Origin of the sequence: Streptomyces virginiae (assembly GCF_040638905.1) — a bacterium.
Lineage (GTDB): Bacteria > Actinomycetota > Actinomycetes > Streptomycetales > Streptomycetaceae > Streptomyces > Streptomyces virginiae_B.
Genome location: NZ_JBEZYV010000017.1, coordinates 25,791 through 49,447, shown reverse-complemented (window position 1 = coordinate 49,447; position 23,657 = coordinate 25,791). Strand labels below are relative to the sequence as shown.

Sequence of the window (23,657 nt, the reverse complement as noted above, 5' to 3'; positions counted from 1 at the left end):
CGGAGTCCCGTCCCGGCCTCGCGCCCGGGGCCTGTCCCGGCTTCCGCCGAGTCCCGTCCCGGCCTCGCGCCCGGGGCCTGTCCCGGCTTCCGCCAAGTCCCGTCCCGGCCTCGCGCCCGGGGCCTGGCCCGGCTTCCGTCCGGGGCCCGTCCCGGCTCGCGCCCGAGACCCGTCCTGGCCCGCGCCCGTGGCCTGTCCCGGCCCCGCCTCGTCCGAGCTCGCCCCAGCCCTGCCCGAGGCTCGTCCAGGCTCGCCGTCCGAGGCCCGTCCCGGCCCGCGCCGAGGCCCGTCCCGCCCCGAGGCCCGTCCAGGTTCCCGGCCGGTCTCAGGTGGGAGCCGGACGGGGGGTGCCCGGCCGTAGCCGGGCCAGCCAGCTCCGCAGGGCCTCCCGGCGCACCTGGCCCCGGTCGTCGCGCGGCAGCGCCCCGACGATCTCCAACCGGGTGGGCAGGAAGGCCTCCGCCACACCCAGGGAGACGAGGTGCTCGCGGAGCTCTGCCGGCCCCGGCGGCCCCTCGTCGGCGGCCGGGACCACGACGGCGCACGGCAGCTCTCCGTGTTCCGGGTCGGTGTAGGCGACCACCGCCGCCTCCCGTACCCGGGGGTGGGCCAGCAGCCGCTCCTCCACCTCGGAGACCGGCACCATGAAGATGGCGCCGGTCCGTGTGCCGGCCCGGGACAGGACCCGTATCCCGCCGTGCCGGTCGGCCGCGGCCAGGTCCCCCGTGTCCAGCCAGCCGTCCGCGTGCTCCCAGGTCGCCACCGGCGCCGGAGCACCGTGCCGCCAGGTCGCCAGGCAGACCGACGGGCCGCGCACCTCCAGCGCCGAGCCCGCGGGCCCGGCCGACACCTCCAGCCCGCCCAGCGGGCGGACCCCGTCACCACCGCCGGGCACGTCCCCGGAGAGCGCGCCCATGCCCAGTTCCGGTGCCCCCCACACCGAGAGCACCGGTACCCCGAACACCTCCCGCAGCTCCTCGGCGAGCGGCGCCGGCGTACTGGTACGGCCCCCCGACAGCACAAGCCGCAACCGCCGCTGCGCCCGCGGCCGGCGGCGCTGCGCCGTCACCAGCTCGGAGAGGTAGGCCGGTTCCGCGTACACCTGGTCGACCCCGGCCGTGGCCATCAGGTCCAGGCAGCGGCCCGGGTCCCACACGTCCTGGCACACGCCGGTCCCGCCGACGGCCAGCGGCCAGCACACGGTGTAGATCAGGGAGCCCAGGGAGGTGAGCGGCAGGGTGCTGAGGAAGACCTCGCCCGGCCGCCGTCCGGGCCCGTCGGGAGCGCTCTGCGCGGAGATGTTGGCGTACAGGGTGTTGGGGGAGTGCAGCACCGAGGTGTAGGCGTCCCGCAGCCCCATGACGCTGATCAGCAGGGCGGGCCGGTCGGCCCGCCCGCCGCGCGGCCTGCTCCGCCGGCCCGCCGCCGTGCGTTCGTGCGCGGTCCGCAGGAAGTGCGCGGTGAAGTCCACGGCTGCGGTCGCCGCCGCGTCGCCCACGACGACCCGGTGGCGCAGCCACGGCAGCCGGCCGGCCAGGTCCGCCAGGGCCTCGGCGTGGGCGAAGCCCTCCCACACGTCGGGCACCACGCAGATCCGGGCCCGGGTGGCGTCCAGGATCCGGTGCAGACCGTGGGCCCGTACGGTCGGCAGCACCGGCACCGCGACCGCGCCGACCCGCAGACAGGCCAGGGTGAGCGCCGCGGTCTCCCACCAGTTCGGCAGCTGGTAGGCGACCGGGTCGCCCGCCACGACGCCCAGGGACGACAGGGCGGCGGCGAACCGGTCGACGTACGCGGCGAGCTGGGCGTAGGTGACGGTCACCAGGCGCCGTCCGGCGGGCCGGTGGGCCCGGTCGGAGACGATCGCGGGACGCTGCGGCGCACGGGCGGCCGTCCGGTACAGGTCGTCGAGGAAGGTCTCCCCGCGCCACCAGCCGGCGGCCCGGAACCGCTCGGCGACCTCGGCGGGCGGCGTCAGGTCCGGCGGCCGGGCGGGCGGGCGCCCGGAGCGGCCCGCCGTACGGACGGCGCCCGCAGGGGACGTCGGGTGCGTCGGGCCCGTCGGGGCCGACCTCGTCAGGCCCATCTGCCCACCGCCCCCGCGACCTGCACCCGGGAGGAGCACCCCAGGCGGCGCATGACCTGCCGCACGTGGTTGACCACCGTCCACTCGGAAATGTCCAGCCTGGCTGCTATCTGGCGATTCGTCATACCTTCGGAGACCAGCAGCGCCACCTGGACCTGGCGCGGGGTCAGCGACTGGTCCTCGGGAGCCGGTCCGCTCGACGGGCGGCGCGCCGGCGCGGGAGCCGACAGGGCCTCCGCCACCGCCTCGGACGCGGTCATCCGTACGCCCTCCGCCCAGGCCAGCGCGAAGTCCGTCCAGTCCATGCGTGCGCCCAGGTCCGTCCGGGCCCGCTCGGCCGCCGACCGCCACTCGTCCGGGACCGCGGCGCCCGTCGCGGCGCGCAGGGTGTCGGCCGCCGCCAGCAGCCGCACCGTCCGCGGCCGCTGGGCCGGTGCGGTGCGCATCAGCAGCAGCGAGAACTCCTCCAGCAGACCCGGCAGTTCCGTCCGCTCGCCAACGGCCCCGAAGAGCTGCAGGCCCTCCCGCAGCGCCCGGTCGGCCCGGGCCGGCTCGTCGCCGTCCAGGGCCAGCGCCGCCTCCTTGCGCAGGGCATGGGCGAGGCCCCGTCCGTCCCGGCTCCGCCGCAGGACCTCCACCGCCCGGTCCAGCAGCTCCTGGGCCCGGCGCCGGTCGCCCTCGGCGCGCAGGACGCCGGCCAGCGAGACGGCCGCCCCGGCGGCGCCGCCGGTGACGCCCATCGCCTCCAGCGCGCTGAGCGCCGTCACCAGCACGGCCCGCGCCCCCGGCGGGTCGCCGGCCTCCAGCAGGGCCGCGCCGAGGTGGGCGGAGACGAGCGCGTTCTGTCGGCGGTCGCCCACGCCCTTGCCCAGGGCGAGCGCGTGCCGGTGGCGGCGGACCGCCTCCTGCGGATCGCCCAGGGCGAGTGCGAAGACGCCGGACATGTCGGCGAGGCGGGCCCGCACGGCGTCCGGCAGCGCCGGACCGCCCTCCCCGTCGAGCTCGTCGCACCACTCCAGGCCCTCCCGCAGCCGCCCCTGGACCAGCCAGGGCAGGCGGCAGCCGAGCGCCATGGTGGCGGCCGCCCCGGCGTCGCCCCGTTCGCGCAGCCGCCGCAGGGCCGCCGTCACGTTCGCCCCCTCGGCGGCCAGCTCCCGCAGGAGACGGTCCTGTCCGGTGCCCCGGAGCCCGGCCCGCGCGGAGCCCACCAGCGTCCGGTAGCGCTCGGCGTGCGCGTCACGGGCCGCGTCCTCGCCGTCCGCCTCCGCCAAGGCGTCGCGCGCGGCGGAGCGCACGGGCTCGGAGACGGCCAGCCGCAACTCCCCTCGCTCCTCACCCACCACGACGAGCAGGCCGCGGTCCATCAGCGTGTCGACGGCCGGCTCGGCCGACAGCCGCGCCGCCGACAGGCCGAAGCCCGGCTCGTACACCGAGAGCCGGCCCAGCAGCGCACGGGCCGGGGCGTCCAGGCCGCGGCAGCTCCACTGCGCGAGGGCGGCGAGCGAGCGGTGCCGCTCGGGCGCGTTCGCCGGCCCGCCGGACAGGACGGTCGTACGGTCCCGCAGCCGCACCGGCAGCAGGTGCGCGGGCAGCAGCCTCATCCGCCGCGCGGCGAGTTCGACGGCGAGCGGTAGCCCGTCCAGCAGCGTGCAGATCTCCGCGACGGCCCCGGCGTTCTCCGGAGTGAGTGCGAAGGCCGGGTCGGCGGCCCGGGCCCGCCGTACGAACAGCTCCACCGACGCCACCTGCTGGAGCTCGTGCGGATCGGCGGCGGCAGCGTCGCCGCCGGCCGGACCGCCGACCGGGCCCGGGACAGGCAGCGGGTTCAGCGGCAGCAGCAGCTCCCCGTACACCCCCAGCGGCTCCACCGCCGTGGCCAGCACCACCACCCGCGGGTCACCGGCGAGCGCCTCCAGCGCCCCGGCGGCTCCCGGGCGGGCCTCGTGGTCGCAGCCGTCGAGCAGCAGCAGAACCCGGCCGGGCTCCTGCTGCCCGTCGCGTGCGGGCGGTGCGGACAGGGCGGGCAGCGCGGACAGGGCGGGCGGCGCGGGCGGCGCGGACAGGGCCGACAGCGTGCCCGGCGCCCCGGCGTCGAGGACCTCCACCCGGCGGAACTCCGCGCCGATCTCCCGTACGACCTCCAGCGCCAGCCGGCTCTTTCCCACCCCGGCCCGCCCGGTGACCGTCACCAGCCGTACCAGCGGGTCCCGCAGCCGCTCGCGCAGCATGGCCGCCTCGAGCTCCCGGCCGACGAGCTCCGTCACCGGGCCGAGGGCTGCCGGCAGGGTGCCCATCGTGCTCATGGTGCTCCTTTCGCAGGGTTCGCGGTGACCGGCCGGGCCGGCCCGTTCACGTGGGGACACCGGCCGGGTGGATGCGCCACAGGCCGGGGCTGATCTCCACGGCGCGTGACGCCGGGCCGCAGCCGCTCTCCGGCGGCCGGCTCATCGCCCGCAGCGAGCGCAGCGCGTACACCTCCAGCCGCCGGTCGCGCAGCGCCCCCGCCAGCTCCAGGCACTCGCCGAACCACGTCCGGGCGCTCTCCGGCCCCTCCTGCGCCAGTGCCAGCAGCGCCCGCGCGCGGCTCGCCTCGTACCGGCCGCGGGTGCGGCCCGGCGCCGACAGGGCGGTGAGGGCGGGCTCCAGCAGTGCGGCGGCCTCCGCGGACTGCCCGGCGTCCAGGCGCAGTTCGGCCAGGCCCACCAGGGCGCGGGCGGCCTCCTCCTCGTCGCCGGCCCCGCGGGCCAGTTCCAAGGCGCCCGAGAACAGCTCGTGCGCCTGCTCCACGCGCCGGTACTGCCAGGCGAGTTCACCGAGCGAGCGCCGCATCCGTGCCTGCGCCGACCGGTCGGCGCAGCGCCGCGCGGCGTCCAGCCCCAGCGCGTACACGGCCTCCCCGTCGTCCGGCACCCAGCCGGCCAGGGCGTCCGTCAGCCGTACGGCCAGTGCCCACAGCCCCGCCCCGTACGCGGTCCGGGCCAGGCGTACGAGCCCGCGCGCGCCGGAGTCGGACACCCGGCCCGGCTCCGCCGCGGCGGCGGCCGCGTACGCCCGGCACACGCGTTCCGCCGCCGCCCGGACCACCTCGGGCGGGTCCTCCAGCGCCAGCCGTTCCACCGCGAGCAGCCGCAGCAGCTCCGGAAGCCGGCAGCCGTCGTGGTCCACGGCCACCAGCCGCTCGTCGGCCAGCGACTCCAGCACCGACGAGGCCTGTGCCCCGGTCAGGTCGAGGGCGGCCGCGGCCTGCCGGGCGCCGAACCGGCCGGGAGGCAGCAGGGACAACAGCCGGAAGGCCCGCCGCTGCGGTTCGGGGCAGGCTCCGTAGGCGTCCAGGAGGCGGGCCCGGACGTCCACGTCACCCGTGCGCAGCACGTCCAGGCGTCCGGCCTCGTCCCGCAGCCGGTCCGCCAGGACAGCGGCCGTCCAGTGCGGACGGGCGGCGAGCTGCGCCGCGGCGGTCCGTACGGCGAGCGGGAGCCGGCCGCACAGCTCGGCGATCTCGGCGACCGTGTCGGGCCCGATGCCCGGCCCGAGGGCCGGCGCGGCCGCGGCGCCGAGCGCCCCGGGCCGGGTCCCGGCACGTCCGGTGAACAGCCCGACGAGCCGCTGGGCCTCGTCGGGACGCCACGGTCCGAGGAGCACCGACCGCAGCCCGGGGAGCCCGGCGGGCACCCGGCGTGCCACGAGCAGCACCACGGCGCCCCGCAGGGCGGGCAGCAGGGGCCGTACCTGGGCCTCCGAGCCCACCCCGTCCAGGACCAGCAGCAGCCGGGGGGCCTGCCGAGCGCCGTCGGCGGGGGTCGCGCCGGGCCCGGCGGAAGCGGGCGGCAGCCGCTTGAGGACGGCTCCCGCGCCCGGCGGCAGACCGGGGCCGGCGCCGTCCCGCAGGTCCAGGTAGAGCCGTCCGTCGGGGAAGGCGTCGGCGACCCGGTGCGCGGCCTCGACGGCCAGCGCGGTCTTGCCGGCGCCCGGCATGCCCGTCACGGCGACGCAGCCGCCGGCCGGGGCGCTGCGCAACATCCGCTCCAGCTGGTTCAGTTCGTCCGTGCGGCCGGTGAAGCAGGGGTCGGCGGCGGGCAGTGCGCCGGGCGCCGAGGACCAGCCGGCGGCGCCCGCGCCCGCACCGCTGTCGGCGACGGCCGCGGGCAGCCGGTCGTGACCGGGGTCCCGGGCCGCCCCGGCCTGCCTGCCCGCCGTCACCGCGGTCGTGCCCGCGGTCGTCCCCACGCCCGGGCCCGGGCCGGCGGCCCGGCCCCCGGCACGCGTCAGCGCCGGGTCGCCCTCCAGGATGCGCCGCTGGAGCCGGGTCGACGACGGGCCCGGCTCGATCCCGAGCTCCTCCACGAGGGTCCGGCGCAGCGTCGTGAACACCCGCAGGGCCTCGGCCTGCCGTCCGCACCGGTACAGCGCCACCATCAGGTGCGTGTGGAACTCCTCGTGCATCCGGTGCTCGGCGACCAGTTCCTGCAGCTCGGCGACCAGTTCGCGGTGCAGCCCGAGGTGCAGCTCGGCCCGGATCCGCTCGTCCAGGGCGGTGGTGCGCGCCTCGGCCAGCCGCACGGCGGCGCCCTCCAGCACCGGCCCGTGCGGGGTGTCCGACAGCAGCGGCCCCCGCCACAGCGCCAGCGCCCGCCGCTGCAGATCGGCCGCGGCGCTGAAGTCCGAAGCCTGCAGGGCCTGGTGGCCCCGCCGGGACAGGTCCTCGAAAGCCAGCGCGTCGACGGCGTCCGCGCCGACCCGCAGCAGGTACCCCGGGCGCCGGGTCACCAGGGCCTCGCGGCCGTTCACCGGATCGGCGCTCCGGAGGGTCTTGCGCAGGTGGGACACGTACACCTGGAGGGTGGTCGTCGCCGTGCGCGGCGGTGCGTCCGGCCAGAGCTCGTCGATGAGGCTCTCCACCGACACGACCTCGTTCGCGCGGATCAGGAGCGTGCCGAGGACGACCCGCAGCTTGGCGGCCTGCGGAGCGTACGAGGGCTCCCGGCCGCCGTCCGTGGGGGCCGCGGCGCCGGTGACCTCCAGCGGGCCCAGGATCCCGAAGCGCATCGCGCTCAGTGGTCCTGCACCACGGTGGTACGGGCCTCCGCCACCGCGCGCCGCCGCTGGGTCAGGGTGAGCGTCACCGGGACGGACGGCCGGCCCTCGTCGTCCCGCCCGAGCGGTCCGGCCACCGCGACGCAGCGCAGCGGCAGTTCACGCTCCGCAGGCCCGCGGAAGTGGATCCGGCAGGCGCCGAGGGTGCTGTGCGCGGAGCTCAGCCCGTGCGCGCGGCCCGCGGCGAGCAGCGAGGTCTGGCGCAGCGCCTCCAGCAGGTGCAGGCCGGAGTACTGGCCGTCCTCGCCGGTGAACAGGGGGCTGACGGGGGTGGGGAGGAGCCAGGTGCTCAGCCGGCCGCGCGAGACGTCGGTGGGCTCGCTGACCACGATGTTCTCGGGCGCGTAGCGGCCCGCCTCGGCGGAGCCGGCCGGGCGCAGTGGACCGTCCGGCGCGTCGTCGATCTCCGGTGCGGCCTGCAGGGCCCGCCGGGAGTGCTCCACGTGCTTGCGGTACAGCTTCGGCATCAGGAAGACCAGCCCGGCCGCTCCCGTCGCGCACGGGCGGCCGTCGATGGTCACCTGGAGGTGGAAGTCGAGACCGCGCGGTACCTCGGCCACCACGTTCGCCGGACGGGCCCGGATGTGGGTGGCCAGGGGCACGGGACGGGGGCCGCCCGGGTCCGTGCGCCAGGCGGAGAGGTCGGTGAAGTCGAGGGTGAAGCGGTAGAACAGGCCGGGCCGGTCGTCCGGGACGCCGAAGTAGCGGTGGCCGACGAACTCGCCGATCTCCCGGACCGTCTCGGTCGCGATCTGCAGGTCGTGGAAGCGGCCCGGGCCGTCGTTGAAGAGCGGGTGGGTGACGGGAGTGGCGCCGACGAGGGTGAAGTTCTCCTCACCCAGGCTGGGTGCGTCGAGGGCGTAGTACGCCCGCGAGGGCGGACGGTGGATCAGGTGCTGGGTGCCCGCGGTCGCATGTCCATGGATGGTGGGGGGCGAGGCCGTGCCGTTGTCGACTGTCATGTCCCTCTCCTTCTCTGCAGCCATGGTGGGGCGGCCGCGGAGCGGGCAGCCAGCCGGAGCCGGTGTCAGCAAAGTGCATGGCAGGAACTCGTCCGGCCCGCCGGCCGGGCCCGCGGGGCCGGGGCTTTAGCGCCGTCCATGCCGCCTGCGGGAGTGTGGGTACCGGAGAGCCTCCGTCAAGTCCCGTAAGAGCAAAGGGGACTTCACGGACCCGAGCCAAGGCCCCGCCCCCTGGGGGCATCCCCCACCCTTCGGGCGCGGGGCCTTGGCATCCCCGCTTCCCCCGTTCCGCCCGACGTCCCGTTCGCCCGCCCCGTTCACCCCGCTCTCCCCGATCCCGGAAGGGAGCCCCCGATGGCCACCACAGGGACCGTGCGCACGCGAGGCGCGGCGCCGCCCGCGCCCGGGCCGTCGGCCGGCCCGCCGGCCCGGCTGCGGTTCGGCTACGCCTCGGGGTCCCTCGTCACCGCGACGTTCACCACCCTCCCCGGCCTGCTGCTGCTCCCGTACCTCACCGACACCCTGGGCGTGGGAGCGGCGCTGGCGGGGCTCGTGGTGTTCGTGCCCAAGGCCTGGGACGCCCTGCTCAACCCGCTCGTCGGCCGCGCCAGCGACCGTACCCGCACCCGCTGGGGCGCCCGCCGCCCGTACGTCCTGTGGGGCGGGCTCGCCATGGCCGCGGCCTTCGCGCTGACGTTCGCGGGCCCGCTGCCGGGCCCCGCGGGCGCCTGGTTCACGGCGGCCGGATACCTGCTCACCGCCACCGCCTTCGCCTTCTTCCAAGTGCCGTACGTGGCCATGCCCGCCGAGCTCGCCACCCGCGACGAGGACCGCATGCGCCTGGTCGGCGGGCGGGTCGCGGTCATCGGAGTGGCCGCCCTCGTCACCGGAGCCGCCGCCCCCGCCCTGATCGACGCCGGGGGCGGCGGCCTCGCCGGACACCGCTGGGCCGGCGCGTTCGGCGCCGTGGTCATCGCCCTCGGCGCGCTCTGGGTCTTCGGCGGCACCTCCGGCTCCGGGTCGTGTGCACAAAGTCCCGCCGGCGCGGCGGGGTCCGGCCCGGAGCCCGCCGCGTCCGCCCTCCGGGCGGCCGACGCCACTGTGCGGACACTCCCTGGTCCGCCCGCCCCGGTCCGGGCCGCCGACATCGAGCCCGGCCTGCGCCGCCAGTTCGCCGCCGCCCGCGCCAACCCCTCCTTCGCGGCGCTGCTGCGGTGCGCGGTCGTCCAGTCCGCGGCCACCGGCGTCCTGCTCGCGGGCGCCCCGTACTTCGCCGACCACGTGCTGCGGGACCCGGCCGGGGTGGCCCCCCTCGTCGTCGCGTTCGTCGCCCCCAACCTGCTGACCGTCCCGCTCTGGTCGCGGCTGCGCGGCCGCCGCGGCCACGCCCTAGCGTCCGGCCTGTTCGCGGCCGGCTGCCTGCTCCTCCTCGCGGCCCCCGTGCTGCCCGACGCCGCGGTGCTGGCCGTCATGGCCCTCGCCGGCACCGGCCACGCCGGTCAGCTGCTGTTCCTGTACGCCATGCTGGCGCAGTGCACCGCCCGTACCGAGCACCGCAGGGCGGGCGTCCTGTCCGGGCTGTTCACCACCGGCGAGGGCCTCGGGGTCGCCGCCGGGCCCTTCGTCTACGGACTCGTCCTCCAGCTCTCCGGCTACGTCTCCTCCGGCACCGGCCGCGCCGCGCAGCAGACCGCGGCCGCCGAACTGGGCCTGCTGGCCGGCTTCGCTGCCCTGCCGGCCCTCGCCACCGCCACCGCCGTCGTACTGCTGCGCGGGTACGAACGCCCGCCCGCCCCTACCGACCCCTGATCGGTCGCCGTACGGGTGACACGGGTATGCGGTGCCCCGTAGGCGCAGGATGATGGGACGATCATGAATCGGGCGCATCGGGGGATGGCGTGACGTACGCACGGGGATGGGACGCGGCCCAGGTCGGTTTCGGCCCGGGCGTGCGCGCCCTGGTCGAGGAGGAGCTCCTTCCGGACCGCGACGTCGTCGTCCGCACCGGGACGTACGTCGTCGATCCGCCCTTCTTCGGCAACGGCGACATCGGCCGCGTGGCCGTCTGCGGCGCCGTCAACGAACTGGCCGTCACCGGCGCCGAACCCCGGCACATCGCCCTCGGCATCGTGCTGGAGGCCGGACTCCCGCTGGAGCTGGTCCGCCGGCTGACCGCGTCGGTGCGCAGCACGGCCGCCGAGGCCGGGGTCACCATCGCCGCGGTCGACACCCAGGTCGTCCGCGCGGGCGAGGCCGACCGGGTCTTCGTCACCACGACCGCGTTCGGGGTGGCGGCCGGCGGCCCCTCCCGGGAACTCCACACGGTCCGGCCGGGGGACCGCATCGTCGTGACCGGGCCGCTCGGCAGCCACGCCGCCCACCTGGTGTCGTTGCGCGACGGCCTGGGGTACGAGCACCACGTGCCCAGCGACTGCGCCCCCTTGGGCGGCCTGCTGCGGACGGTGGGCGCCGATGTCCGCCACGCCCGGACCGTGGTCGCCGGCGGTCTGGCCGAGGTGCTGCGCCAGAGCGCGGCGGGCCGCGGCCTGACGCTGCGCGTCGACGAGTCCGCCCTGCCCGTGCGCCACGCGGCCCGGGTGGCCCTCGGTGCCCGCGGCCTCGCCCCGCTGGACGCGGCGTGCGCCGGCTGCCTGTGCCTGTTCGTCCCGCCCGGGCGCACCGGCCGGGTCCTGGCGGCCCTGCGCGCACACCCCCACGGCCGGCGGGCCGCCGTCGTCGGCGAGGTCACGGCCGACCCCATGGGCGGCGTCGAGTTCCTTTCCCCCGACGGGCGCCCGCGCACGCGCACCGTTCCCGCCGGCTCCGTTCCCGAACGCCTCCTCTGACGGACGCGGGGCGCGCCGGCCGGCGCGCCCAAGTGCCTGGAACGAAGAGTCGGTTGTTCCACGGGTGGAGCGGCCCGCGGCCGCATATGCTCGGCGCGTACCGCCGTACGCCTGAACACCGGAACGCCTGAACACTGGAACATCTGAGCACCGGAACGTCTGAACACCCGCACATCCGTGCCTTCACACGCCCGTGCGCAGCACGTCTGGCGAACCGTAAGGGGACCGCGCCGTGAGTGTCCGCATTCAACCGACCTCGCAGGTGGACGAGAGCGCCGAGCTCGGCGAGGGGACCACGATCTGGGATCTGGCGCAGATACGCGAGGAGGCCCGGCTCGGGCGCGGGTGCATCGTGGGGCGCGGCGCGTACGTCGGGCCCGGCGTACGGATCGGCGACCACGTGAAGCTCCAGAACTACGCGCTCGTCTACGAGCCGGCCGAGCTGGGCGACGGGGTGTTCATCGGCCCGGCCGCGGTCCTCACGAACGACTTCTACCCGCGCGCGGTCGACCCCGACGGCACTCTCAAGCGCGACGGTGACTGGGAGGCCGCCGGGGTCGTCGTGGCCGAGGGCGCCTCGCTGGGGGCCCGTTCGGTGTGCGTGGCCGGGGTGCGGGTCGGGCGCTGGGCCCTCGTCGCGGCCGGGGCGGTGGTCTCCAAGGACGTTCCGGACTTCGCCCTCGTGGCCGGGGTGCCGGCCCGCCGGATCGGCTGGGTGGGCCGGGCCGGGGTCCGACTGGTGGAGCGTGACGGCGAGCCGGGCACGTGGGAGTGCCCGCGCACCGGGGCGCTGCACGACGAGAAGGACGGCACGCTCGTCGAGCGCACCTGACGGATGCCGGCGATTTGGGCCACAAGCATTTCCTCAAAACCGCAATCAATGAACATCCATGGGCATAACGTGTCCCTGCACACGGGATCTGAGCAGGCAACAGGCCTTGTTCAGTGGGGGGTTGTGTACGACGAGGGCACCGCGGGCAGCGTCCGGCGGAGCGTGGTTCCACCGCGCCCGCCGACACTGCCGTGCACGCGTGTCCCGGTCCGAGGCATCGCTGGGGGGATCCAGACGGCAGCCTTCGGACGGCTCGTGCCCCGGCGTCGGACGCCGCGGGCACGGGCGCCGTCACGCGCAGTCCCCCTCCGCGGAATGACGACCGCCAGGTCCGTCCGAGGAGCGATCAGAGGGGGTAGGTGTGTTGGAGCCGAAGAGCTCGGACATGCGGGGTGCGAGCGGCACCCGGGGAGTCGGGGTGGGGACCCGATGACCACCACACGATTAGCAGCACTGGCCGAAGAGGACCCGAAGCTGCACGTACTGGCGCAGCGGCTGCTCGGGCTGGCCGAGGCGGGTCTGCCCGCCATGTATCTGCCCGAGGCCGAGACCTTCGCCTTCACCAGGGCCGCGGCGGTCTCGCCCGAGGGCACCCGACGCCTGGAACCGCGCGGGACCAGCACCCGGTACGCGGCCATCACCGCACTGGGCGCCCGGTTCCTGCCGGAGGACCGCCAGCGCGCCCTGTTCGGCGGACGCTCCGCCGAGGAGTTCACCGGACTGCTGGTGGAACGGCTGCCCGGGGTGGTGAACCTCGGCGACGCGGCGCTCGTCGCCTGGGCCGCCGCCGAGACCGGCCACCCGAAACTGTCCGACGCCCTCGACCGGGTCGCCGCCCTGGACCCGCCCGGCCGGCCCCGGTACACCGTCGAGGCGGCCTGGGTGCTCTCCGCCCTCGCGGCCGCACGCGCCGCGGTGGACGTGGAGGAACGCCTCGCGGACGCCCGCGCCCGCCTGCTGACGGCCAGGACCGGCAGCGGCCCGCTGTTCGCGCACGCCACCGGCCCGGGACTGCTGCCCGGCTACCGCTCGCACGTGGCCTGCTTCGCCGACCAGACCTATCCGCTGCAGGCGCTGGCCCGGCTGCACACGAGCGGCGCCGACCCCGAGGCCCTCGCGGCCGCCGACGCCTGCGCCGCCCGCATCGTCGACCTCCAGGGCGACGGCGGACAGTGGTGGTGGCACTACGACGCCCGCGAGGGCGCCGTGATCGAGGGCTACCCCGTCTACAGCGTCCACCAGCACGCGATGGCCCCGACCGCCCTGTTCGACCTGGCCGAAGCGGGCGGCACGGACTTCACCGCGGCGATCCGCCAGGGACTGCGCTGGATGACGGCGGTGCCCGAACTCGCCGGGCCCGCCGGAACCCCGCGCGAGCCGATGATCCGCGAGGACCTCGGCGTCACCTGGCGCAAGGTCTACCGCGGTGACCCCAAGAAGGCCGTCCGGGCCGCCCGCGGGCTCACCACCCGCCTCGCCCCGCACGTCCGGCTCGCACCCCTGGACGTGCTCTTCCGCCCGCGGTGGGTGGATCGGGAGTGCCGCCCGTACGAGTTCGGCTGGATGCTGTTCGCCTGGCTCGGGGGGCCGCAGAGATGAGCCGTACCACCCTCTTCGGGGTCACGCTCGACCCCCTGACCATGGACGAGACCGTGCAGCGCTGCCTCGACGCCGTACGGCGCGGGGAGCAGATCGAGATCGGCATGGTCAACGCCGCCAAGCTGGTCAACATGCGGCGCGACCCGGCCCTCGCCGAAGCGGTCGCCGGCTGCGACCTCGTCCTGGCCGACGGCCAGGCCGTGGTCTGGGCGGGCCGCGTCCTGGGCGTCCGGCTGCCCGAACGCGTCGCGGGCATCGACCTGTTCATGCGCCTGCTCGCGGCGGCCGAGGTGGCGGACATCCCCGTCTACCTCCTCGGAGCCCAGCAGGAGGTGCTGGAGATGATGCTCGGGCAGATCTCCGAACGCTTCCCGAAACTGCGGGTCGCGGGCAGCCGCAACGGCTACTTCGGCGACTGCGAACAGGAGGGGATCGCCGACTCCGTCGCCGACAGCGGCGCCCGCCTGCTGTTCCTCGGCATGACCTCGCCCAAGAAGGAGATCTTCACCGCCGGCTACGGCAAGCGCACCGGCGCCCACGTCGTCCACGGCGTCGGAGGCTCCTTCGACATCCTCGCCGGCATCACCAAGCGGGCCCCCCTGGCCTGGCAGCGGATGGGCCTCGAATGGTTCTACCGCACCCTCCAGGAGCCGCGCCGCCTCGGCAAGCGCTACCTCACCACCAATGCCGCATTCCTCGCCATGACGGTCCGGGAGCTCATCCACCGCACCCCGTCCGCCGGTTCCGCGAACAGGAGTCACTGCTGATGCGCGTCGTCGTCGTGGGACAGGGATACGTAGGCCTTCCGCTGGCCGTCCGGGCCGCCGAGGTCGGCCACCAGGTGATCGGCTACGACGTGGACGCGCTGCGGGTCAAGAGCCTCGCCGCCGGAGAGTCGTACGTGGAGGACGTCTCCTCCGAACGCCTCGCCCGCGCCCTGGAGCGCGGCACCTACCGGCCCAGCGAACTCGCCCGGGATTGCGGCGGATTCGACGTCGCCGTCGTCACCGTCCCCACCCCCTTGCAGGACGGGGCCCCCGACCTGCGCTACATCGAGGAGTCGGCCCACACCCTGGCCCGCTTCCTGCGCCCGGGCGCGACCGTGATCCTGGAGTCCACCACCTACCCGGGCACCACCGAGGAACTGTTCGCCCCGATCCTGGAGGACGGCTCCGGCCTCACCGCCGGTGCCGACTTCCACCTGGGCTACAGCCCGGAGCGGATCGACCCGGGCAACACCGTCTGGGGCTTCCAGCAGACGCCGAAGGTCGTCTCCGGGGTCGACGCCGCCTCCCTGAAGGCCGTCGAGGCCTTCTACGGACAGCTCGTCGACACCACCGTGCCCGTGCGCTCGCCCAAGGAGGCCGAGCTGGCGAAACTGCTGGAGAACACCTTCCGGCACGTGAACATCGCCCTCGTCAACGAGATCGCCATGTTCGCCCGCCACCTCGACATCGACGTCTGGCAGTCCATCGAGGCCGCGTCCAGCAAGCCCTTCGGCTTCATGAAGTTCACCCCGGGACCGGGCGTCGGCGGACACTGCCTGCCCATCGACCCGTCGTACCTGAACTGGCGCGTCCAGCGCGAACTCGGCCAGAACTTCCGCTTCGTCGAACTCGCCAACGACATCAACAACCACATGCCCGAATACGTCACCCGCCGCGTGATCGACGCCCTCAACGCCAAGCGCCGCTCCGTCAACGGCTCCCGCGTCCTGCTGCTCGGCCTCGCATACAAGAAGAACACCGGCGACGCGCGCGAGTCGCCCGCCGTACGCATCGCCGAACTGCTCCTCGACATGGGCGCCAAGGTCCGCGCCGTCGACCCGCACGTGGTGGAGAGCGTCAAGGTCGACGCACGCCTCGCCCGCGTCGAAGCGACCCGCAAGGAACTGGCGGCCGCCGACGTCGTCGTCCTCCTCACCGACCACGACTCCTTCGACTACCCGATGATCACCGAACACGCCTCCTTCGTCCTCGACACCCGCAACCGCATGACCGGCCCGAAGGTGGAGGTGCTCTGAACCCATGACCAGGATCGTCTGCGTCGCCGGGGCGCGCCCCAACTACATGAAGATCAAACCGGTGATGGACGCACTGGAGCGCCGCGGCGCCGAGGTGGTCCTCGTCCACACCGGACAGCACTACGACGAGTCCATGAACGACGTCTTCTTCCGCGACCTCGGCATCCGCCCGCCCGACCGGTACCTGGGCGCCGGATCGGGCAGTCACGCCCAGCAGACCGGCCGGGTGATGGCCGCCTTCGAGCCGCTCGTCGAAGAACTGGCGCCCGACGCGGTGGTGGTGGTCGGGGACATCAACTCCACCCTCGCCTGCGCCCTGGTGACCGCGAAGGCCGGCCCGCTGCTGGCCCACGTGGAAGCCGGCCTGCGCAGCCGCGACTGGAGCATGCCCGAGGAGGTCAACCGGGTCGCCACCGACCGGGTCAGCGACTACCTGCTGGCCCCCTCACCCGACGCCGCGGCCAACCTGCGCGCGGAGGGCTACCGCGAGGACCAGATCCACGTCGTCGGCAACGTCATGATCGACACGCTCCTCGCCAACCTGGACCGGGCCCGGCAGTCGGACGTCCTCACCCGCCACGGGCTCACCCGCGGCGGGTACGGCCTGGTCACCCTGCACCGGCCGGCCAACGTGGACGACCCCGGCGCGCTGCGCGGCCTGCTCAAGGCCCTCGGCGAGATCGCCGGCCGCTGTCCGCTGCTGCTGCCCGTGCACCCGCGGGCCGCGCAGCGGCTGGCCGAACTGGGCGTCCCCGACGGCATCCGGCTCGTCCCGGCCGCCGGGTACCTCGACTTCATCGCCCTGCAGGACTCCGCCCGGCTGGTGCTCACCGACTCCGGGGGCGTCCAGGAGGAGACCACCGCCCTGGGCGTGCCCTGCGTGACCCTGAGGGAGAACACCGAGCGTCCCATCACCGTGGTGGAGGGCACCAACGTCCTGGCCGGTACCGATCCCGACCGGATCGTCGCCACCGTGGACAAGGTGCTCGACGATCCGCCCGCGCCGCGCTGCCCCGCACTGTGGGACGGCCGCGCCGGCGAGCGCATCGCCGCCGTCCTCCTCGACGGCGGGCCCGCCCGCCCCCGGCCCAGACCCACCGACCTCGTGCCGGCCGCCGGGCACGGACCGCAGTAGCCGGAACATCCGCAACAAGGGGGAAGACCATGGATCTCGCCGAGATAGGGCGGGTCATGCGCAGGCGCTGGTACGTGCTGCTGCCCGGACTGCTGCTGACAGCGGCACTGACCACCGCCGTGCACCTGCTGATCCCGGTGGAGTACCAGTCGCAGAGCACCGTGACGCTGCTCAACTCGGCGAAGGCCACCGAGGCCTTCGACGGCAACCCCTTTCTCAGCACGCAGGCCTCGCTCACCGGCATGGCCGACGGCCTCGCCCGCAACCTCAACTCGGACGGCGCCAAAGCCGACCTCAAGGCCCTCGGCGTCACCGGCAAGCACGAGGTGAAGATCGCCGACAACGCCCAGGGCCCCTTCATGTGGCTGACCGTCACCGGCACCGACCCGGCAGCCGTCCTCACGTCCGACCAACTCCTCGCCTCCTACGCCGACAAGAGGCTCAAGGAGTTCCAGACCCAACAGTCCGTCGCCCCCGAGGCCATGATCCGGATGGCGACCATCGTGCCCCCGCAGAAACCGCAGGCGCAGACCAAGACCCGGCTCCAGTACATCGTGATGGCGGGCGCGCTCGGCTTCGTCCTCACCCTGGTCGCCACCTTCTTCGTGGAGGCCCGGCGGCGCACCCCGCGCGCGAAGGACCGCCCGGCCCCGGCCGGGACGCCGGCCGCCCCCGCCGTACCCGCCGCCACGACACCCGTCGCCACCGACGAGACCATGGCACTGCGCACGGTCGGCCCCGGCGGGGCGGGTTCGCCGTGACCGACACCGGTACCAGCACGCAGACCACCCCGGCGGAGCCCTCCCTGGGACGCAGGGTCGGCTCCGCGGCCAAGTGGAGCCTGATCAACACGGTCGTCATGCGCCTCGGCAACTTCGCGACCGGCATCGTCCTCGCCCGCTACTTCCTCGGGCCCGAGGCCTGGGGCGTGTACGGGATCGCTCAGACCGTCCTGCTCGTCCTGCTCTCCGCGAACGAACTCGGCGTCTCCCTCGCCATCGTCCGCTGGGAGGGCGACCCGCGCCGCTTCGCGCCCACCGTCCTCACCCTCAGCGCCGCCTCCAGCTGCCTGCTCTACGCGGTGCTGTTCGCGACCGCCCCGGCCGTCGCCGACGTCCTCGGCTCGCCCGAGGCGTCCGGGGTCCTGCGGGTCATGTGCCTGTGCGTGGTCCTCGACGGACTGTCCCAGGTCCCGGCCGGCTTCCTCACCCGGGAGTTCGCGCAGGGCCGGCGGATGGCCGTCGACGCGCTCAACTTCGTCCTCAGCACCGCGGTGACCCTGATGCTCGCCGTCCAGGGCTGGGGGGCGATGAGCTTCGCCTGGGGATCCGTCGTCGGCAACGTGGCCGCCCTCATCGGCTGCTGCCTCGCCGCGCCCGGCACCCTGACGTTCGGCTGGGACAGGGAACAGGCCCGCGCCCTGCTGAAGTTCGGCCTCCCGCTCGCCGGAGCCAGCATGCTCGCGCTCGGCGTGGTCAACGTGGACACCATGGTGGTGGGCTCCACCCTGGACCCCCTCGCCCTCGGCTTCTACGTACTCGCCTTCAACATCTCCGGCTGGCCCGTCCGCGTCGTCTCCGAAGCCGCCCGCCGCGTCTCCTTCGCCGGCTTCTCCCGACTGGCCGACTCACCGCAGGCGCTGGCCGCCGGCTTCGCCCGCGCCCTCGGCGTGGTGACGGCGGCCACCGTCCCGCCTTGCGTCCTGCTGGCCTCCCTCGCCGCACCCGTCATCGAGCTCGTCTACGGCGAACGCTGGCTGCCCGCGGCCGGCCCCCTGCCCTGGCTGATGGCACTCGGCCTCGTCCGCATCGGCTGCGAACTCGCCTACGACTGCCTGGTGGCCACCGGCCGGCGCCGCTCGCTCATCGGAGTGCAGGGCCTGTGGCTGCTCGTCCTGATCCCGGCCCTCGTGATCGGCGCCCGCGGCGGCGGGATCACCGGTGTGGCACAGGGACACGTCGCCGTCGCCTGCGCCGTCGTGGTCCCGGTGTTCCTCCTCGCACTGCACCGCGGCGGCATCCGCCTGGGCACCCTCGTACGGGCCTGCGCCCTGCCGCTGCTCGGCGGCGCCGTGATGACCGCCGTGCTCCTCCTCCTGCAACGCTCCCTCGGCGACTCCGTGCCCGCGCTCCTCGCGACCGCGACCGCAGGCACCCTGTGCTACGCCGCATGCCTCCTGCCCGCCCGAAAAACGCTCCGAGGATAGGCGACCGGCCATGACAGGCAACCGAAGGCGCCTGGGGGCGTGGCTGCTCGCCGGAGTGGTCCTGGCCGTCGTCCTCACCCTGTACGACGCCGACCGCACCGGGGTGAGCGATCCGAAGGCCGCCCCCTCCGCGACACCGACGGGCGCTGCCCCCGCGACGCCGGTGCCCGCCACCGGCGGCACGCCGAGCCCCTCGGCCACGGCCTCACCGCCGCCCTCGCCGGGAGCGGGCGGACCGTCCCCCGCCCCCTCCGCCACCGCCTGCACCTCACCCGGGGCCTGCGGATACCCCGACGCGAACAGCACCGGCCCGCGGATCGGCCTGGAGCGGCACGACACCGGCAACCTGTCGGTCAAGAAGGACGGCACGGTCATCAAGGGCTGGGACATCCGCGGCTCGCTCGACATCTACGCCGACGACGTCACCGTCGTCGACAGCAAGATCACCTCCACCAACTGGTGGGGGATCAACCTGCGCCCCGGCTTCAGCGGGCTGAAGGTCCTGCACACCACCATCACCGCCGTACCGGGCCAGGGCCCCGACAACGGAGGCGTCAACTACGCCGTGTCGAACATGGGCGGCAGCTCCATCGAGGTCGGCTGGTGCGACATCTCGGTGTTCGGCAACGCCCTGTCCATGGGCCAGGGCGACCTGCACGACAACTACGTCCACGACCTCGTCGCCTTCCGCAACCAGGGCGGCGAATGGCAGCACACCGACGCCGTCATCAGCGGCGGCGGCAACAAGGGCCGGCTGACCGTCCGGCACAACACCCTGCTCAACGCCACCCCCGTGGACAAGGGCGCCACCGCAGCCGTGGGCCTCTTCGCCGACACCGGCGTCGTCTCCTCCGTCATCGTCGAGGACAACTGGCTGGCCGGCGGAGCGTACGCGCTCTACGGCGGAGGCCCGGGCGCCACCGGCATCCGGGTCACCGGCAACGTCTTCTCCACCCAGTACCACCCGGCCAGTGGCGCCTACGGCCCCGTCACCGCCTGGAACCCCGGCGGCTCCGGGAACGTGTGGAAGGACAACCGCATGTCCGACGGCCGCCCGGTGGAACCCGCCCCCTGACACCCCACCCCACCACCACGGAGATTCCACGATGCGCCGTATCGTCCGGGCCCCCTGGGAACTGCTGAAGCGGGCCTTCGGCTGGCTGGTGCTCTTCGAGGCCCGCAACAAACTCCTGCTCCTGCCCTCCGCCGTACGGCTGCGGCGCTTCGAGGACACCGAGACCACCCGCCTCGCGGCCCTCCTGGGCCGGCCCCCGGCCGCCCGGGTCGCCACCGTGATCGCCACCCACCGGCGCCCCGACGCGCTGCGCGCGGCGGTCCGCTCCGCCCTGGCGCAGACCGTCACCGACCAGGTGGTCATCGTCGTCGACGACGGCGCCGGCCTGCCCGAACTGCCTTCGCACCCAAGCCTGTTCGCGGTCTCCCTGACCCGCAACACGGCGACCGCCGGAGTCGTGCGCAACGTGGGCATCCGGCTCACCCGCTCCCGGTACGTGGCCTTCCTCGACGACGACAACCTGTGGGAGCCTGACCACCTGGAGCAGGCCCTGACCTGCCTGGACGCGGCCGGCGGACCCGACGCCGTCTACACCGCGCTGCGCAGGGTGCTGCCCGACGGCACCGAACGCGACGTCCTGTCCGTCCCCTTCGACCGCCGCCGCGCCGCCCACGAGGCCTTCCTGGACACCAACGCCTTCGTGGCCCGCCGCAGCCGGGCCCTGCACTTCAGCCGGCTGCGGCGCACCCCCGAGGTGCTGCCCCGCGAGGACTGGGAGCTCATCCGCCGCTACGCCCGCCGCCACGAAGTACGCCACCTGCCCCGCCCCACCGTCCGCTACCTGGTCAACCCAGGAAGCTTCTACACCGCGTGGGACGGCCCGGCCGGCTGAGGACCGGGCGCGGCGCGCAGGGCCGGCCGGCCGGCCAGCGCGCGGGCGGCCGCCAGGCTCGCCGGCCGGCCCAGGGCCGCGCGGGAGGACTCCCGCAGCAGCACGGCCGCCCGGAAGGCGGTGGTGGCCGCAAGGCCGTGGCGGCGCCGGTAGAGCCGGACCCGGTTGACCGTCAGCAGCGTCCACAGCCGCGGCGACACCCGGGAGTCCCCGCCCAGGTGGGTGGCCGAGGCCGACGGCTCCAGCCGGGTCACGAAACCGCGGTCCCGGGCCCGCAGACAGTACTCGGTCTCCTCCGAGTACAGGAAGAACGACTCGTCCCAGGCCCCGCACGCGGCCAGGCACTCCCCGGACAGGGCCATCAGCGCCCCCGTCGCCCAGTCCGCCACCGTCTCCCGCTCGTACGCGGCCGGATCGGTGACCAGCTCGCTCCAGCGCGGGAAGCGCCCCGCCCGGCGGTTGCCGATCACCGCCTCGCCCAGTGCCCGGGGCACGCTGGACTCGCGGCGCAGCGAGTGCAGGAGCGTCCGGCCGTCCTCCTCGTACAGCAGTGGGACGCTGATCCCGACCCGGCCGCCGCCGGGCTGCGGCGCGCCGAGCGCGTCCACGAGCACCTTGGCGCAGCCACGCCGCATCCGGACGTCCGGATTGCTCACCAGGGCGGCCCGGAAGCCGCCCTCCCACCCGGCGGCGGCCGCCAGCGCGGCGTTCACCCCGGCCGCGTACCCGGCGTTGCGCCCGGTACGGACGACCGTCGCGTCCGGGGCCAGCGAGCGCACCACCTCCACCGTGTCGTCGGCGGAGTCGTTGTCGGCGACGACGAGACGCCAGTCGAGCCCGGCCATGCCCTCCGGCAGCGAGGCGAGGAACTCCGGCAGGACCTCCGCACTGTTCCAGGTGACGACGAGGACCGCTACCGGACCGGAGCCGGAGCCGGGGAGGGACTCGGGAGACGCTGATCGGCGGGAAGACATGGGAACTCCACGGATCGGGGCTTCGGCGCCGCGCGCCGGATGAAGCCGAGGTAACTGCCTCCGGCGGCGATCGTCAGGAAGAACATCCCGGCGAACATCGGGAAGCTGAGTGCGTCGAACGTGGCGCTGACGACCAGGGCGACGACCGCGGAGGCGAAGAACGCCTGCCCCAGCTCCCGGTCGGACTCGCCGACCGCCAGCCGGCGGATCGCCCCGCCCTGGTGGATGCCGGTGAGGAAGAGGAACACGAGCGCGAGCAGCCCCAGGAACCCCATCTCGGCCAGGGTCAGCATGTACTGGTTGTCGGTGAAGAAGTAGAGCTCGGGAATGAACGTGCCCAGCCCGCGCCCGAACAGGGGGCGCTCGTCCAGGTACGGGACGATCGCGCTGTACTTCACGGTCCGGGCCTGGGTACTGCTGTCGGAGTTCGACAGGAAGGACGCGAACAGGGCGGTGATGGTGCCGATCAGCCCCGGAATGATCACCTTGAAACAGGCGACCGCTCCCACCAGCACACCGATCGCGGTCCACCGCCGCTGCGGTTTCCAGCGCGGCACCATCACCAGGATCACGATCAGCGCCCCGATGATCGAGGTGCGCGACACCGTCAGCGGCAGTGCCCCGCCCATCAGCGCCACCGGCGCCCAGCGGCGCCAGGCCTTCAGGTGGCGCCGTACCGGATCGAAGGCCTGCTGCACGGCGAAGGGCAGCAGCAGCGCCAGCATCCCGCCGAACTCCAGCGGCTGCGCCGTCGTGGACCGGGGACGGGTGAACGCCCCGCGGTCCAGGGTCGTGATCTGGGGGACGCCCGAGGCCAGTCCCGGGATGCTGATGCTGTCGGCGATGTTGGTCGCGGTGAAGAAGTCGTAGAACCCGACGGCCGCCACGATCGTCCCCATCACCACGGCCCGGCGCATCAGTACGTCCAGGCGCGCCCGGTCCTGGATCCCGGCGGTGACCAGCACCACCAGCGACACCCACACCAGCAGGGCGATCAGGCCGCGGTCCGCACCGAGCAGCTCCTTGCGCACGCTGCCGCGGCCCGCGTTCGCGATGTAGGAGGCCAGCACCGACACGGCCAGCAGCCACATCGCCACCCGCGGCAGCCGGGTCCCGGCCGCCGGCCGGATCCGGCCGGCGAGCCAGGTCGCCAGATACCAGAACAGGGCCAGCAGGGCGAACACGTTGGCCGGGGTCCCCACCCCGCCCAGGCCCGGCAGCGTCAGGTTCGACGGGATGAAGAAGGCCAGCGCCAGATACCCGGTGAGCAGCGCGGTGGCGTCCACATGGCGGCCCCGCGACCTGCGGCGCCCGGCCCGGCCCGATGCGCCGGCGGCCTCGGCGGCCCTCTCGCGCCTGCGCCGGCGGGCCGCCGACAGCGCGTCCGCCACGAAGGAGAGGACGAACCCGCCGCCGACACCGAGGATGAGGACCCCCAGCACCTGCTGGTAGCGGCTCTTGAGCTGCGGCACCGGGGTCTGCGGCAGCACCACCGGCGCGGTCTGCACCATGTACGCGGGCTGCACCTTGGCTGCCGCCTGCAGCGCGTTGAGCTGCTCCCCGGCGAAGCCCGTCAGCAGGTTGGTCTCCTCCAGCACCTTCTCCCGGTCGGTGCCCGTGACCGTCAGCGTCAGCAGCGGCCCCGAGGTGTTCGCGGCGAACCCGACGGTATAGGGATCGCTCACGCCCAGGCTGTGCAGCTCACGGGCGGCGTCCGCCCCCGACAGCGTCCTGATCAGCACGTCCGCGGTCACCACCAGGGCGCCGCCCGCGTTGGAGATGGGATTGCCGAAGGCCGGCGGCAGCTTGGCCGCCGCCGAGGAGTCGAGCAGTGCCACCGAACTCTGCGACTGGTACGCCACCGGCACCGACCGGTACAGGTGGAGCGCCGCCAGCAGGCTGAGCACGATCGCCGGAAGCATCACGTACCAGCGCCGCCGCAGCACCGCGCCCAATTCACGAATGCTCACGAACACCCCTGCCGGGTAACGGA

At 74.8% G+C, this 23,657-nt stretch carries 17 protein-coding genes; 11 read left to right on the top strand and 6 right to left on the bottom strand.

Annotated features, from left to right (window positions below; genetic code table 11):
* Nucleotides 1-325: 325 nt before the first annotated feature.
* The 4 genes from AB0F82_RS22890 to AB0F82_RS22875 are packed head-to-tail and all read right to left on the bottom strand — an operon-like array spanning nt 326 to nt 8,142.
* Nucleotides 326-2,086 carry an AMP-binding protein gene (locus AB0F82_RS22890; RefSeq protein ID WP_362630757.1) on the bottom strand — a complete coding sequence of 587 codons (1,761 nt, stop codon included), beginning with the start codon at nt 2,084-2,086 and terminating at the stop codon, nt 326-328.
* Nucleotides 2,077-4,389, bottom strand: coding sequence for an ATP-binding protein (locus AB0F82_RS22885; protein ID WP_362630754.1), 2,313 nt, complete (start codon nt 4,387-4,389; stop codon nt 2,077-2,079). The genes AB0F82_RS22890 and AB0F82_RS22885 overlap by 10 nt, the downstream gene beginning before the upstream one ends.
* Nucleotides 4,390-4,435: 46 nt before the next feature.
* Nucleotides 4,436-7,132, bottom strand: coding sequence for an AfsR/SARP family transcriptional regulator (locus AB0F82_RS22880; RefSeq protein ID WP_362630751.1), 2,697 nt, complete (start codon nt 7,130-7,132; stop codon nt 4,436-4,438).
* 5 nt (nt 7,133-7,137) lie between these two features.
* Entirely contained in the window at nt 7,138-8,142 is a 1,005-nt protein-coding gene (locus AB0F82_RS22875; RefSeq protein ID WP_356812604.1) for an AfsA-related hotdog domain-containing protein, read from the bottom strand.
* Nucleotides 8,143-8,496: 354 nt separating this feature from the next.
* Here AB0F82_RS22875 and AB0F82_RS22870 point away from each other — a divergent pair, with 354 nt between their 5' ends.
* The 11 genes from AB0F82_RS22870 to AB0F82_RS22820 all read left to right on the top strand — a co-directional run bounded on the left by AB0F82_RS22870 (nt 8,497) and on the right by AB0F82_RS22820 (nt 20,690).
* Nucleotides 8,497-9,951 (top strand): MFS transporter, encoded by a 1,455-nt coding sequence (locus tag AB0F82_RS22870; RefSeq protein ID WP_362630748.1) that lies wholly within the window; start codon nt 8,497-8,499, stop codon nt 9,949-9,951.
* Nucleotides 9,952-10,040: 89 nt separating this feature from the next.
* Complete coding sequence (locus tag AB0F82_RS22865; protein WP_362630745.1) at nt 10,041-10,988, top strand: AIR synthase-related protein; 948 nt, start codon at nt 10,041-10,043, stop codon at nt 10,986-10,988.
* A 232-nt stretch (nt 10,989-11,220) separates the two neighbouring features.
* Entirely contained in the window at nt 11,221-11,820 is a 600-nt protein-coding gene (locus tag AB0F82_RS22860; RefSeq protein WP_356812607.1) for an acyltransferase, read from the top strand.
* Between the two features lie 429 nt (nt 11,821-12,249).
* Complete coding sequence (locus AB0F82_RS22855) at nt 12,250-13,419, top strand: hypothetical protein (RefSeq protein ID WP_362630741.1); 1,170 nt, start codon at nt 12,250-12,252, stop codon at nt 13,417-13,419.
* Nucleotides 13,416-14,186: a WecB/TagA/CpsF family glycosyltransferase gene (locus AB0F82_RS22850; RefSeq protein WP_362630738.1), complete on the top strand. Its 771-nt coding sequence runs from the start codon at nt 13,416-13,418 to the stop codon at nt 14,184-14,186. Before AB0F82_RS22855 ends, AB0F82_RS22850 begins: the two co-directional genes overlap by 4 nt.
* Nucleotides 14,186-15,442 carry a nucleotide sugar dehydrogenase gene (locus AB0F82_RS22845; RefSeq protein ID WP_356812610.1) on the top strand — a complete coding sequence of 419 codons (1,257 nt, stop codon included), beginning with the start codon at nt 14,186-14,188 and terminating at the stop codon, nt 15,440-15,442. The genes AB0F82_RS22850 and AB0F82_RS22845 overlap by 1 nt, the downstream gene beginning before the upstream one ends.
* A gap of 4 nt (nt 15,443-15,446) precedes the next feature.
* Entirely contained in the window at nt 15,447-16,577 is a 1,131-nt protein-coding gene (gene wecB / locus AB0F82_RS22840) for a non-hydrolyzing UDP-N-acetylglucosamine 2-epimerase (RefSeq protein WP_362630734.1), read from the top strand.
* A gap of 29 nt (nt 16,578-16,606) precedes the next feature.
* Nucleotides 16,607-17,338: a chain length determinant protein gene (locus AB0F82_RS22835; RefSeq protein ID WP_362630731.1), complete on the top strand. Its 732-nt coding sequence runs from the start codon at nt 16,607-16,609 to the stop codon at nt 17,336-17,338.
* Entirely contained in the window at nt 17,335-18,783 is a 1,449-nt protein-coding gene (locus tag AB0F82_RS22830) for a lipopolysaccharide biosynthesis protein (RefSeq protein ID WP_362630728.1), read from the top strand. Before AB0F82_RS22835 ends, AB0F82_RS22830 begins: the two co-directional genes overlap by 4 nt.
* 10 nt (nt 18,784-18,793) lie before the next feature.
* Nucleotides 18,794-19,858: a hypothetical protein gene (locus AB0F82_RS22825; RefSeq protein ID WP_362630725.1), complete on the top strand. Its 1,065-nt coding sequence runs from the start codon at nt 18,794-18,796 to the stop codon at nt 19,856-19,858.
* Between the two features lie 31 nt (nt 19,859-19,889).
* The gene (locus AB0F82_RS22820) at nt 19,890-20,690 is read left to right on the top strand and encodes a glycosyltransferase family 2 protein (RefSeq protein WP_362630722.1); all 801 of its coding nucleotides are present in this window, start codon (nt 19,890-19,892) and stop codon (nt 20,688-20,690) included.
* Here the strand turns inward: AB0F82_RS22820 and AB0F82_RS22815 are convergent.
* Nucleotides 20,660-21,664 (bottom strand): glycosyltransferase family 2 protein, encoded by a 1,005-nt coding sequence (locus AB0F82_RS22815; RefSeq protein WP_362630719.1) that lies wholly within the window; start codon nt 21,662-21,664, stop codon nt 20,660-20,662. The genes AB0F82_RS22820 and AB0F82_RS22815 overlap by 31 nt on opposite strands.
* The gene (locus AB0F82_RS22810) at nt 21,604-23,634 is read right to left on the bottom strand and encodes an O-antigen ligase family protein (RefSeq protein WP_362630716.1); all 2,031 of its coding nucleotides are present in this window, start codon (nt 23,632-23,634) and stop codon (nt 21,604-21,606) included. The genes AB0F82_RS22815 and AB0F82_RS22810 overlap by 61 nt, the downstream gene beginning before the upstream one ends.
* Between the last annotated feature and the right edge of the window lie 23 nt (nt 23,635-23,657).

Bases quoted from the DNA above. Each gene is read 5' to 3' on its own strand.
- AB0F82_RS22845 (WP_356812610.1), top strand. From the start codon at position 14,186: ATGCGCGTCGTCGTCGTGGGACAGGGATACGTAGGCCTTCCGCTGGCC.
- AB0F82_RS22870 (WP_362630748.1), top strand. From the start codon at position 8,497: ATGGCCACCACAGGGACCGTGCGCACGCGAGGCGCGGCGCCGCCCGCG.
- AB0F82_RS22815 (WP_362630719.1), bottom strand. From the start codon at position 21,664: ATGTCTTCCCGCCGATCAGCGTCTCCCGAGTCCCTCCCCGGCTCCGGC.
- wecB (WP_362630734.1), top strand. From the start codon at position 15,447: ATGACCAGGATCGTCTGCGTCGCCGGGGCGCGCCCCAACTACATGAAG.
- AB0F82_RS22885 (WP_362630754.1), bottom strand. From the start codon at position 4,389: ATGAGCACGATGGGCACCCTGCCGGCAGCCCTCGGCCCGGTGACGGAG.
- AB0F82_RS22880 (WP_362630751.1), bottom strand. From the start codon at position 7,132: ATGCGCTTCGGGATCCTGGGCCCGCTGGAGGTCACCGGCGCCGCGGCC.
- AB0F82_RS22850 (WP_362630738.1), top strand. From the start codon at position 13,416: ATGAGCCGTACCACCCTCTTCGGGGTCACGCTCGACCCCCTGACCATG.
- AB0F82_RS22855 (WP_362630741.1), top strand. From the start codon at position 12,250: ATGACCACCACACGATTAGCAGCACTGGCCGAAGAGGACCCGAAGCTG.
- AB0F82_RS22835 (WP_362630731.1), top strand. From the start codon at position 16,607: ATGGATCTCGCCGAGATAGGGCGGGTCATGCGCAGGCGCTGGTACGTG.
- AB0F82_RS22875 (WP_356812604.1), bottom strand. From the start codon at position 8,142: ATGACAGTCGACAACGGCACGGCCTCGCCCCCCACCATCCATGGACAT.
- AB0F82_RS22890 (WP_362630757.1), bottom strand. From the start codon at position 2,086: ATGGGCCTGACGAGGTCGGCCCCGACGGGCCCGACGCACCCGACGTCC.
- AB0F82_RS22825 (WP_362630725.1), top strand. From the start codon at position 18,794: ATGACAGGCAACCGAAGGCGCCTGGGGGCGTGGCTGCTCGCCGGAGTG.
- AB0F82_RS22820 (WP_362630722.1), top strand. From the start codon at position 19,890: ATGCGCCGTATCGTCCGGGCCCCCTGGGAACTGCTGAAGCGGGCCTTC.